Origin of the sequence: Streptomyces sp. NBC_01498 (assembly GCF_036327775.1) — a bacterium.
Taxonomy (GTDB): domain Bacteria; phylum Actinomycetota; class Actinomycetes; order Streptomycetales; family Streptomycetaceae; genus Streptomyces.
Genome location: NZ_CP109598.1, coordinates 3,725,666 through 3,737,800, shown reverse-complemented (window position 1 = coordinate 3,737,800; position 12,135 = coordinate 3,725,666). Strand labels below are relative to the sequence as shown.

Genomic DNA, 12,135 nt, shown 5'->3' with positions numbered 1-12,135 from the left:
CGCCGGAACAACGGCACGTTATCCCGGCGGCCCACGGCGGGGATAGGGGGAAGTGTGTTTGACTGATCTCGTGCCTGAAAAGGGAAAAATCACCGTTTTTCTACTGGACGACCACGAGGTCGTCCGACGGGGTGTGCACGAGCTGCTCGCCGTCGAGGACGACATCGAGGTGGTCGGCGAGGCCGGGACCGCCGCGGAGGCGCTCACCCGGATCCCGGCGACCCGACCGGACGTGGCGGTGCTCGACGTACGGCTGCCGGACGGCAGCGGGGTCGAGGTGTGCCGGGAGATCCGCGCGCGGGACGAGGCCATCAAGTGCCTGATGCTCACCTCGTTCTCCGACGACGAGGCGCTGTTCGACGCGATCATGGCGGGCGCCTCGGGGTACGTGCTCAAGGCCATCCGGGGCGACGAACTACTCACCGCCGTACGGGACGTGGCGGCCGGCCGGTCCCTGCTGGACCCGGTCGCGACGGCGCGCGTCCTCCAGCGGCTGCGCGAGGGCAGCACCCCCAAGGGCGACGAGAAACTCGCGGCCCTCACCGAGCAGGAACGCAAGATCCTGGACCTGATCGGGGAGGGGCTGACCAATCGCGCGATCGGCGAGCGGCTGCATCTCGCCGAGAAGACGATCAAGAATTACGTCTCCAGCCTGCTCGCCAAGCTGGGTATGGAGCGGCGCTCGCAGGCGGCGGCGTACGTGGCGCGCATCCAGGCCGAGCAGCGCTGACCCGAGCCGATCGAACGCCGAGCACGCCGACCCGCTGAACCTCGGTCCGACCGACCGCCGGCCCGACCGACCGCAGACCACGGCGACCCGACTGAACGCCGACGCGACCGACCGTGGGCGCGACTGACCTCCGGCGCGACCGTTCGACCCGCCTGACCTGGGACGACGCGGTGACGGCAGCGGTGAAACCCGGCGAAGGCCCCGACTCCGCCCGGGTCGGGCGGAGGCCCGGCGAGGACCAAGGTCCCGCCGATCGGGGGCGGGCTCCCCTGGCTGTGTGGACGGGCGGTGACAGAGAGTGGACGGCATGTCCACTGATGTGCGCGCGATCGAACTGCTTCGACGAGTCCGGTACGGGCGCGTGGCGACGAGTATGCGGGCGATGCCCTTCGTGGCACCGGCACGCCACATCGTCAGGGACGGGAACGTGGTCCTGCGGATGCACCGCGGGATGGGGTACCACCGGGCGTGCGGCGGCAGCGTGGTCGCGTACGGCGCCGACAACTTCAGCAGCGGCGAGCCCGGCCTGTGGTCGGTCCAGTTCACCGGCACCGCGAACATGATCAGGCCGACGGAGGACGAACTGGCGCTTTTCGGCGGGGGCCCGCACCGCGTCGACGGCGAACCCTTCGAGCCCGTCTACATGAGCCTCACACCGCGGTTCGCGACCGTGCACCTTCTCGAATACGCGACGGACCACGCCGCCGAGGACCGCGCCGGGCACCTGCCCGGGGGCTCCTCCGCGTGCGTATGCCCCGACGGAGACCGGGACGGGCGGCCGGACGGTCGGCGCGACGCGGACCGGGACGGGCAGCCGGTGGTCCGTACCGAGGGCCGACCCGCCGAGTACCTCGCGGGATGACGGGACGGCGGGGCAACCGGCCGGACCGCCCGCCGGGCCCGCGCCCGCCCGTACCCCGCCGCACAGTGGACCATGCGTTCGACCACGCGTTCGAGCAGTCATTCGACCGGCCGTTCGACATTTCCCCGGCCGCCCCCCGCGCGAGCGCACCGCGACAAGACCGCCACGCTGCGTGATCTATCATCTGAAAGGTGCCGCGCTCATCTGCAACAATTGCGACGCTGCCCTATGTCGCGCCCGCTCCCCCCGTGGTGGACCTGCCCTTCGGCCTCCTGCCGCTCGGTGACCTGCTCCGCCGCTACCAGTACGGCGGCGAACCGCTGGCCTGCCAGCCGGTCGCCCAGGGCCTGCTGAACCGGGGCTACCGGCTCACCACCACCCACGGTGCCTACTTCCTCAAGCACCATCTCGACGGCGACCGCGAGTCCATCGGCCGCCAGCACCGCGCCACCCGCCGGCTCCAGGCGCTCGGCATGCCCGTCGCACCGCCCGTACGGGACACCGAGGGCGGCACCGTCGCCGTCGTCGGCGGCCACTGCTACGCCCTGCACCCCTGGATCAACGGCCGGCACCGTACCGGCGCCCAGCTCACCCACCACGCCTCGCGGCGGCTCGGGACGCTCCTCGGAGCCGTACACACCTGTCTGGAGGAGGTCATGGGGGCCGCGCCGGACCACCCTCCGTACGAAGGCGCGTACGACAGCGCCACCCCGGCCGACACCTTCGCCCTCATCGACGAACTCCTCGCGCTCGCCCGCGACCGCAGCCCGCGCGACGAGTTCGATCTCCTCGCCGAGCACCGGCTGCGGGAACGCCGCGACCTGCTGGAGCGCTACGCCCACCACCGGCCGCCGCGCGGCGCCGAGACGCCCACCGGGTGGGTGCACGGCGACTTCCACCCGCTGAACCTGCTCTACCGGGGCACCGAACCCGTCGCGATCGTCGACTGGGACCGGCTGTCCGTCCAGCCGCGCGCGGAGGAGGCCGTCCGGGCGGCGGCGATCTTCTTCGTCCTGCCGTCGGGGGAGCTGGACCTGGCGAAGGTACGGGCGTACGCGCACGCCTACCGGCAGGCGTCGGGCGCGGACGCCGCCGAACTGGCCGCCGCCGTCCACCGGGTGTGGTGGGAGCGGCTCAACGACTTCTGGATACTGCGCTGGCGCTACCAGCTGGACGACCGAAGGGCCGACCCGCAGTTTCCCGCGGTGTCGGCCCTGGCGGTCTGGTGGACGCGGGGGTACGAGAAAGTACGCGACGCGTTCGCCGGGTGATCAGTTCTGGTCGCCGAGGCCGACGGAGGTGCCCTCGCCGCCGCCGATCGCCGTTTCCTCCTCCGGCGGAGGCGTCTCCTCCGGCGGGTCCTCGGTCGTCGGGTCCGACGACGGCTCCCCGCTGCCCCCGTCCGTCGTCCCCTCGTCGTCGCCCGGGTCGGGGGACGACGGGGTGTTGGACGGCTTGTCCGACTCCGACGGCTTCTCGCTCGGGGTGTCGTCCGTCGGGTACTCCGGCTGCTGGTTGCCGCCCGTCGAGGTGTCCTGGTCGCCGTCGTCCGACGGCGTGGGCTCCTCGTCCGACTTCGACGGCTCGTCGCTGGGGGTGTCCGACGGGCTCTGGCTGGTCTTCTGGTCGGGGGTGCCGCTGTCACCCGAGCCGGTGATGTTGTTCACCGCGTACGCGACTCCCGCCACGATCGCGACCACGGCGAGCAGGGCGACCAGCCACATCTTGCCGCGGCCACCGCCCCCGTTGCCGTGGTGCATCCCGTCGTAGCCGCCGTCGTGCGGATTCTGCGGCGGCAGCATCGGGCGCTGCGCGGTGTCGCCGTGCATCGGGTGCCCGAGCGCGGCCGTCGCGGCGACGCCCATCGCCGGGATGCCGCTCTCGTGCAGGTCGACGGGGCCGGTGTTCCAGGTGCCCGTGTGGCTGCCCTGCTGCTGGAGCATCTGCATGCCGTACTGGACGAGGCCGCGCATCTCCTCGGCGCTCTGGAACCGGTCGTCCGGGTCCTTCGCCAGCGAGCGCATGACCAGCCCGTCCAGCTCCGGCGGCGCCACGTCCGAGACCTCGGAGGGCGGGACGGCGATGTCCTGGACGTGCTGGTACACCACGGACAGCGGTGTCTCGCCGGTGAACGGCGGGCGCAGCGACAGGAGTTCGTAGAGCAGACAGCCGGTGGCGTACAGGTCGGACCGGTGGTCGACGGCCTTGCCCAGCGCCTGCTCGGGGGAGAGGTACTGGGGCGTGCCCATGACCATGCCGGTCTGGGTCATGGTCGACTGCGCGCCGTGCAGGGCGCGCGCGATGCCGAAGTCCATGACCTTGACCGCGCCGCCGTGCGTGATGATCACGTTCGCCGGCTTGATGTCGCGGTGCACGATGCCGTGCTGGTGCGAGTACGCGAGCGCTTCCAGCACCCCGGAGACGATGATCAGCGCCTGCTCGGGCGGCGGGGCCTCGGCGTTGAGGAGCAGATCGCGGATCGTGCGGCCCTCGACGAGCTCCATGACGATGTACGGGACGGTCTGGCCGCCCACCACATCCTCACCGGAGTCGTACACGGCCACCACGGCATGGTGGTTGAGCCCGGCCACCGACTGGGCCTCGCGGGTGAAGCGGGCCTTCGAGACGGGGTCCTCGGCGAGGTCGGAACGCAGCAGCTTGACCGCCACGGTGCGGCCGAGCCGCACGTCCTCCGCCGCGTACACCTCGGCCATGCCGCCCCGGCCGAGGCGGTACGTCATCCGGTAGCGGCCGTCGCCGACCAGTCCGCCGACGCCCCATGAGTCCGCCGCATCAGGCACTCCGCCGCCGCCTGCTTCGGGTTCGGGTGCCATCAGTCCTCGCCGTCGTTTCTGTCCACGTGCCCGCCCGCGTGCGCGGGACGCGGTGGTGCCTGGGATGAAGGGAATGCATGGAATGTATGGGGTTCAGGGCCCGTTGGGGAACCTGAACGGTGCTGTGCCGGTCACGCTACAGCCTCCGCGCGGCGGGCCCGCCGGAGCTGGACCGGTCATCCAATCAGCTACGGGTGCGGGCACGCACATTCCATGCGGGTCCTGTAACGCTTCCGGGATGCTTGTTGTGCGTACGGTCACGGAACGGGCGCCCGGCTTGACGTGTCAGTGCCCTGCGGCAGACTTGCCCCCGTAGACACGGGACCACGCGAGCGCGGATCAGCACGGATCGACGCGAAGCCACCGGCAACACCGCGCCGCCGTGCCGGGGGGGAAGCACACTCATGAGCCAGGACGGCGCACAGGGCCGCTACGCGGGCGGTTCGGTCGCGGGGGGCCGCTACCAGCTTCGTGATCTTCTCGGTGAGGGCGGCATGGCGTCCGTCTACCTCGCGTACGACTCGGCGCTCGACCGGCAGGTCGCGATCAAGACGCTCCACACCGAACTGGGCCGCGAGCAGTCCTTCCGCGAGCGCTTCCGCCGCGAGGCGCAGGCTGTGGCGAAACTCTCGCACACCAACATCGTCTCCGTGTTCGACACGGGTGAGGACGAGCTGGACGGCTCGCTCATGCCGTACATCGTCATGGAGTACGTGGAGGGGCAGCCGCTCGGCTCCGTCCTCCAGTCGGACATCCGGCAGTACGGGGCGATGCCGGCCGACCGCGCGCTGAAGGTGACGGCGGACGTGCTCGCCGCGCTGGAGACCAGTCACGAGATGGGCCTGGTCCACCGGGACATCAAGCCCGGCAACGTGATGGTGACCAAGCGCGGCGTCATCAAGGTGATGGACTTCGGCATCGCGCGGGCCATGCAGTCGGGTGTCACGTCGATGACGCAGACCGGCATGGTCGTCGGGACTCCGCAGTACCTGTCGCCCGAGCAGGCGCTGGGGCGCGGCGTGGACGCCCGTTCCGACCTGTATTCGGTCGGCATCATGCTCTTCCAGCTGCTGACGGGCCGGCTGCCCTTCGACGCGGACTCGCCGCTGGCGATCGCGTACGCGCATGTGCAGGAGGAGCCGGTCGCGCCCTCCTCGATCAACCGTTCCGTCACGCCCGCGGTAGACGCACTGGTCGCGCGGGCGTTGAAGAAGAACCCGAACGAGCGGTTTCCGAGCGCCGCCGCGATGCGTGACGAGTGCGCGCGGGTGCTGCCGCAGGGCCAGACCGGCGCGCCGGTGATCGTGCGGGGCGCCCCGTCGGCGAGCGGCGCGGGGGTGGCCTCGGCGGTTTTCCCGCCGGTCGACCAGGGGACGCAGCCGCTGCACGGCGGAGCGCCGGGTCCGCACGGCGGGGTGCAGACGCCGTACCAGCCGGGGCCGTACGGGCCGCCGGCGTCGGCCGCGCCGACGTACGGGTATCCGCAGCAGCACCAGCCGCAGCCCCAGCACCACGGCTACCAGACGCCGACGCCGTACACGATGTCGCCGCAGACGCATCCGATGGGGCAGGGGCAGGGCGGCAACGGCGGCGGTGCGGGTGGCGGTGGTGGTGGCGGTCGGCGGAACATGGCGCTCGTCGTCGGATCGGTCGCCCTCGCGGTCGCCGCGATCGCCGGTCTGGTCTTCGTGCTCACCCAGGGTGGCAACGAGGACGACGACCCGAACGCCAAGCCGAGCGGTTCGAGCGCGGCGGGTCACCGCCCGCCGGAGCGCCACCGCGTCATCGACAAGGACAAGTGCGAGGACGCGTGGGAGGACGGTGTGGACCCGAGCAAGGTCCAGGCGCCCGACCTGCGGTACAAGGACATCCTGTCGGTGAAGGAGTGTCTGCGGTCGGCGGACTGGACCTGGAAGGAGATCCAGGTCGACGACCCGACGCAGGCGGAAGGCATCGTGGTCGATCAGTTCCCGAGCCAGGGCTCGGCGGTGCTGCCCGGGAAGCAGGAGTTCGAGCTGAAGATCTCGACGGGCAACCCGGGATAGTCGACCTGGGTGGACGATCCGGGGTGGTCGATCCGGGGTGGTCGATCCGGCCGGGCTGTCGGTTCCGGGCAGCCGGCCCTTCCCCGTGGGTGAGGAAGCGGCCCGCGCGCTGTACGTGAGGAAGCGGCTCCGCGCGCGGAGTGTACGGGCACTTTGACCGTCGGCCGTCGCCGAGATGCCGCTTCCGTCACCACATGTGACGCTGAGTCGGTGATGTCACGGCTCGACGGACGGCCCCTCGCACGGCTCCGCGTCTTCTGCGCGCTCGTCGTCTCGGTGGCCGCTCTGGCGGTGACCGTTCCCCTCGCGTACGGCGAGGACGGGGAGCCGCCGCGTGGCGGGCCGACCCGGGCGCCGAGTGCGACCGCCTCGCTGGCGGGGCATCCGGCCGGGCAGGGGCGCCCCCGGCCGGGTCGTCCGACCGGGACCGGCGGGGCGTCGGAGCCGGGAGCCGCCGACGGGCGGTGGGAGGCCGTGACGCGGCCGTCGGTGTCGCCGAGCACGAGCCCGAGCACGAGCGGAAGACCGTCGTCCGGTTCCGCTTCGCCGAGTCCGGGACGTTCCGGGTCCACCTCACCCGAGCCGGAGAGCGGCCGAACCGACGGCGCGGAGGAGGACGGCGGCACGGGGGACGGACGGGACCCGGACGGCCGCGACGAGGGCTCCGGGGACGACGAGGAGCTTCTGCCGGAGGACCTCGACGCCTCGCAGGACACACCTCTCCCGTCCCGTACGCCTCCTCAGGACTCCACCGCGCGGGAGCGGAACAGCCAGGCCGTCTCCCGGTCCGCCGTCGGGCCGAGCCCCGCGCTGACCCTCGGCGTCGGTATGGCGCTCATGGGACTCGGCATCGGTTTTCTGGGTGTACGGCTGCGGCGTCGCTGAGGGCGGAGGCGCCCGTGCACCTGTCCTGAGCTGGCCCTTCACCACTCCCGTAGGCCCCACTCTCCTCCTTGAGGGGGACCTGTGGGGTCCGTCTCAAGGACCTTGCCAGCGGGACCATACTCGGTATACATACTGAGTATGTCGATCCGCCACGGGCTTCTGGCCCTCCTCGAACCGGGCCCGCGCTACGGCTCTCAGCTCCGTACGGAGTTCGAGTCCCGCACCGGCGCCACCTGGCCCCTGAACGTCGGCCAGGTCTACACGACCCTCAACCGGCTGGAGCGCGACGGCCTCGTCGCCCAGGACGGTGAGGACGACGCCGGCCGCGCGCTCTACGCGATCACGGACGCGGGCCGCGACGAGCTGCGGAACTGGTTCCGGTCGCCGGTCGACCGGCGCAGTCCGCCGCGCGACGAACTGGCCATCAAGCTCGCCATGGCCGTCGGCACGCCCGGCATCGACATCCGGGAGGTGATCCAGTCGCAGCGCCACCACACCGTGCAGGCGATGCAGGACTACACCCGGCTCAAGGCCCAGGCCACCGAGGCAGCACCGGACAACCCGGACGACGTGGCGTGGCTGCTCGTCCTGGAGCAGCTCATCTTCCACACGGAGGCCGAGGCGCGCTGGCTCGACCACTGCGAGGCCCGGCTCGTCCGTCTCTCGATGAAGGCGGCGGAGACGGCAGCCGCCGAGCCGCCCCGCCCCGCCGAAGCGGACGCGGACGCGGGGGAGAAGGCCGCGCGGGGTCCACGGCTCGGCCTCGGGCGCGCCCGGAAGCGCTGACGAGGGGCGCGTGGCGGAGCACGTACGGAATCCGCGCGGAGCCCGTAACGAGCCCGCGCGGATCAGGTACCGAGCCCACACGGACCAGGTACCGAAGCCCGTCACTCGCAGAAGCACAAGCAAGAACACACACAGGAACACACGTCCCACGCACCACGGGGCCCCACCGCCCCTCATACGGACACCCGCCCCACGCGACGCACCAGAACCAGCACCAGCACCAGCACCAGACCCGTTCCCAAGGGGGACCCTTCATGCCCGACCAGGCATCCCAACCATCCCGACCCGTCCTGCGGCTCCAGGACCTCACCCGCGTCCACGGCAGCGGCGCCACCGAGGTGCACGCACTGCGCGGCATCAACCTCGACGTCTTCCCCGGCGAACTCGTCGCCGTCATGGGCCCGTCCGGCTCGGGCAAGTCCACGCTGCTGACCATCGCCGGCGGCCTCGACACCCCCACCTCGGGGCGGGTGCTGGTCGAGGACACCGACCTCACCACCGCCGACCGCAAGCAGATCGCCGCCCTGCGCCGCCGCAGCATCGGCTACGTCTTCCAGGACTACAACCTCATCCCGGCCCTCACCGCCGCCGAGAACGTCGCGCTCCCCCGCGAACTCGACGGTGTCTCGGCCCGCAAGGCCCACCGCGAGGCCGTCGACGCCCTGCGCGAGATGGAGCTCGACCATCTCGCCGACCGTTTCCCGGACGAGATGTCCGGCGGCCAGCAGCAGCGCGTGGCCATCGCCCGCGCGCTCGTCGGCGACCGCCGCCTCGTACTCGCCGACGAGCCCACCGGCGCCCTCGACTCCGAGACCGGCGAATCCGTGCTCGCCCTGCTGCGCAGCCGCTGCGACGCGGGAGCCGCCGGTGTCCTGGTCACCCACGAGCCGCGCTTCGCGGCCTGGGCCGACCGTGTCGTGTTCCTCCGGGACGGCGCCGTCGTGGACCAGACCGTCCGCAGCCAGGCCGACTCCCTCCTCACGGGGCAGGCGGCCGAACGGTGAGGACCTGGTACCACTCCTGGCGTGCCGCGATCCGCATAGCCCGCCGTGACGCCTGGCGCTTCAAGGGCCGCAGCTTTCTCGTCCTCGCCATGCTCGCCCTGCCGATCCTCGGGGTCAGCGCGGCCGATCTGACGCTGCGCAGCGCGGAGCTGTCCCCGGCCGAGAAGCTGACCCGTGAACTCGGGCACGCCGACGCCCGGGTGGACGACCCGAAGCTCGGCGGCGCGGCACTTCTCCAGCTGCCGGACGGCACCTCGCTCGTCCCGGAGGGGGACTACGGCGACAAGCCCTGGCCCCAGGGCGACACGGACGTACTCGCCGCCCTCCCCGAGGGCACGAGGTCGCTTGAGGACGCGAGGGGCACGGCCAAGCTCCGGACCGTCCACGGTCTGCTGAACAGCGAGATCCGGGAGCTGGACGCGGCGGACCCGATGGCCGAGGGCATCATGCACCTCGACCGGGGCCGGTTCCCGCGGACGGCGAACGAGGTCGCCGCGACCACCGCCTTCCTGGAGGCCAGCGGTCTGCACGTCGGCTCGAAGCTCACGGCGCGCGGCCTCGACACCGAGTACCGGATCGTCGGCGCGTACGAACTGCCCGACAATCTGGACGAGGCCCAGGTCAACGCGCTGCCCGGCGCCCTGCTCGACCCGCTCGGCACGGCGCTGGCCGCCGCCGAACTGCCCGACACCCGGAAGTCGGTCACGCATCTGGTCACCACGTCCGGCGACGCCGGTTTCACGTGGAACATGGTGATGAAGGCCAACAAAAAGGGCATCACGGTCGCCTCCCGTGCCGTCATCCTCGACCCGCCCGCCGACTCCGACGTGCCGTACTTCCAGCAGCAGGGCGCGTCGGCGGGCGAGAAAGGCCCCCGATACACCACCGCGCTCGCCGCCGCGGCCACCGTCGTCGCCCTCATGATGCTGGAGATCTGCCTGCTGGCCGGTCCCGCGTTCGCCGTGGGCGCCCGCCGCTCGCGCCGCCAGCTCGGACTGGTCGGTGCCAACGGCGGCGACCGGCACCACATCAGGGCCATCGTCCTGAGCGGCGGACTGGTGATCGGTGTGGTCGCCGCCGTCGTGGGCACGACGCTGGGCGTGGCGCTGACCTTCCTGCTCCGCCCGGTGCTCGAAGACTGGCTGGGCGTGCGTTTCGGCGGGTTCGACGTACGCCCGCTGGAGCTGGCCGGGATCGCCCTGCTCGCCGTCATCACCGGCCTGCTCGCGGCGATCGTCCCGGCGGTGACCGCGTCCCGGCAGACCGTCGTGGCCTCGCTCACCGGCCGCCAGGGCGTCCGCCGCAGCAGTCGCGTGCTGCCGGCCGTCGGACTGGTCGCCGTCGTGCTGGGCGCGGGCATCGCCCTCTACGGCTCGGCGGTCTCCGACCAGGTGCTGCTCGTCGGGGGCGGCAGCGCCCTGGCCGAGCTGGGCGTGGTGGCACTGACCCCCGCCCTGGTCGGCCTCTTCGGGCGGATCGGCCACTGGTTGCCGCTCTCCCCGCGCCTCGCGCTGCGGGACGCCGTACGCAACCGGGGCCGTACGGCTCCGGCGGTGGCCGCGGTGCTGGCGGCGGTCGCGGGCACGGTGGCCGTGGCGACGTACACGGCCAGTTCGGAAGCCCAGGAGCGGGCCCGGTACGAGGCGTCGCTGCCGTACGGCGCGGTCGCGATCCTGTCGCCGGAGTCGGCGGCCGACGTGCCCGCGATCCGGGACGACGTGCAGCGGCTGCTGCCGACCGGGATCCGGGCCGACGTGGACCGCGTCGTGGTCGGCAAGGGGAACTGTTCGGCATACGGGGGCAACGACGAGTGCGGACGGTACGAGGTCGTCGTACCGAAGGCGCACGAGTGCCCGCTGTGGCAGTACTCCGGGACCGGGGACCCCGCCGAGAAGTTCTCCGTGGCCGAGCGGCGCAAGCTCGCGTACGACTGGCGCTGCGCCCAGGGGGACAACGGCGCCGGCAGCTACGGAGGCGAGATCGTGATCGGTGACGAGAAGCTGCTCACGGTGCTGGGCATCAAGGACCCGGAGGCGCGCGAGGCCCTGGCGAACGGGCAGGCGGTCTCCTTCAGCAAGCGCAACGTCGCGCCCGCCGCTTCGGCCGCTGCCACCGCTTCGGGGACGGGCGGCGCGCGGAGCGGGACGCCGGCCGCGGCGGCCGACAGGACTGGCGGGTCCGGCGGGTCCGGCGGGTCTGACGGGACAATCAGCATCCGTGTCATCGAGGCGGCGGACATGGAAGCGGCCGACCAGGCGGGGGCCGAGGGCAAGGAACCACCCGGCACCGTCACGTCGATCCCCGCCCACCAGGCACCCGACGACGAGCGCGCGTACGGCATCACGATGATCGTGCCGGCGGACGCCGCGCGGAAGGCGGGGCTGACGACCGTACCGTTCGGCGCGTTCTACACCACCCGGCAGGTGCCGAGCAGTGCGGAGGAGCAGCAGGTCTTCGCCGAGATCGACAAGACGGGCAGCGACGCCCAGCTGATCATCGAGAACGGCTTCACCCCCGAGAACGGTGCCACCCTGCTGGCCCTCGCCGTCTTCGCGGGACTCATCACGATCGGCGCGGCCGGTATCGCCACGGGCCTCGCCCAGGCGGACGCCGAGCCCGACCTGAAGACGCTGGCGGCGGTCGGGGCGCCGCCCCGGGTCCGCAAGGCCCTGAGCGGGTTCCAGTGCGGGGTGGTGGCGGCGATGGGTGTCGTGCTCGGCTCGGCGTCGGGAATCCTGCCCGCCATCGGGCTGCGCTTCACGGAACGCCGTGCGGAGGAAGGAAGGTTCCAGCGGCTTCTGGACGACGGGTACGCGGGCGGCGGAGGGGACGTCACGGCGCCCTTCGTGCCCGTGGTCATCCCCTGGGAGACGCTGGGCCTGCTGCTGATCGCGGTACCGCTCGGCGCGGCGCTCCTCGCCGCGCTGGTGACCCGCTCGCGGGGCGCGCTGACCCGCAGGGCGGCGATCTGAGACGGGTCCGGCGGGCC

9 protein-coding genes are annotated in these 12,135 nt (G+C 72.2%); 8 read left to right on the top strand and 1 reads right to left on the bottom strand.

What is annotated here, in order from left to right:
* Positions 1-70: 70 nt before the first annotated feature.
* The 3 genes from OG875_RS15930 to OG875_RS15920 all read left to right on the top strand — a co-directional run bounded on the left by OG875_RS15930 (position 71) and on the right by OG875_RS15920 (position 2,863).
* Positions 71-730: a response regulator transcription factor gene (locus OG875_RS15930; protein ID WP_330174898.1), complete on the top strand. Its 660-nt coding sequence runs from the start codon at positions 71-73 to the stop codon at positions 728-730.
* A gap of 307 nt (positions 731-1,037) precedes the next feature.
* Positions 1,038-1,592 (top strand): pyridoxamine 5'-phosphate oxidase family protein, encoded by a 555-nt coding sequence (locus tag OG875_RS15925; RefSeq protein WP_330174897.1) that lies wholly within the window; start codon positions 1,038-1,040, stop codon positions 1,590-1,592.
* Between the two features lie 191 nt (positions 1,593-1,783).
* Positions 1,784-2,863: a phosphotransferase gene (locus OG875_RS15920; protein ID WP_443079120.1), complete on the top strand. Its 1,080-nt coding sequence runs from the start codon at positions 1,784-1,786 to the stop codon at positions 2,861-2,863.
* On the opposite strand, the gene OG875_RS15915 is transcribed toward OG875_RS15920, so the two are convergent.
* A complete protein-coding gene (locus OG875_RS15915; RefSeq protein WP_330174896.1) occupies positions 2,864-4,426 on the bottom strand; it encodes a protein kinase domain-containing protein in 1,563 nt (520 codons plus the stop codon).
* A gap of 404 nt (positions 4,427-4,830) precedes the next feature.
* Here OG875_RS15915 and OG875_RS15910 point away from each other — a divergent pair, with 404 nt between their 5' ends.
* The 5 genes from OG875_RS15910 (at position 4,831) to OG875_RS15890 (ending at position 12,118) form a co-directional block, all read left to right on the top strand.
* A complete protein-coding gene (locus OG875_RS15910) occupies positions 4,831-6,471 on the top strand; it encodes a protein kinase domain-containing protein (RefSeq protein ID WP_330174895.1) in 1,641 nt (546 codons plus the stop codon).
* A 213-nt stretch (positions 6,472-6,684) separates the two neighbouring features.
* Complete coding sequence (locus OG875_RS15905) at positions 6,685-7,356, top strand: hypothetical protein (RefSeq protein ID WP_330174894.1); 672 nt, start codon at positions 6,685-6,687, stop codon at positions 7,354-7,356.
* Between the two features lie 138 nt (positions 7,357-7,494).
* The gene (locus tag OG875_RS15900; RefSeq protein WP_330174893.1) at positions 7,495-8,142 is read left to right on the top strand and encodes a PadR family transcriptional regulator; all 648 of its coding nucleotides are present in this window, start codon (positions 7,495-7,497) and stop codon (positions 8,140-8,142) included.
* Positions 8,143-8,396: 254 nt separating this feature from the next.
* Positions 8,397-9,146 (top strand): ABC transporter ATP-binding protein, encoded by a 750-nt coding sequence (locus tag OG875_RS15895; RefSeq protein WP_330174892.1) that lies wholly within the window; start codon positions 8,397-8,399, stop codon positions 9,144-9,146.
* A complete protein-coding gene (locus OG875_RS15890; protein ID WP_330174891.1) occupies positions 9,143-12,118 on the top strand; it encodes an FtsX-like permease family protein in 2,976 nt (991 codons plus the stop codon). The genes OG875_RS15895 and OG875_RS15890 overlap by 4 nt, the downstream gene beginning before the upstream one ends.
* Positions 12,119-12,135 lie beyond the last annotated feature (17 nt).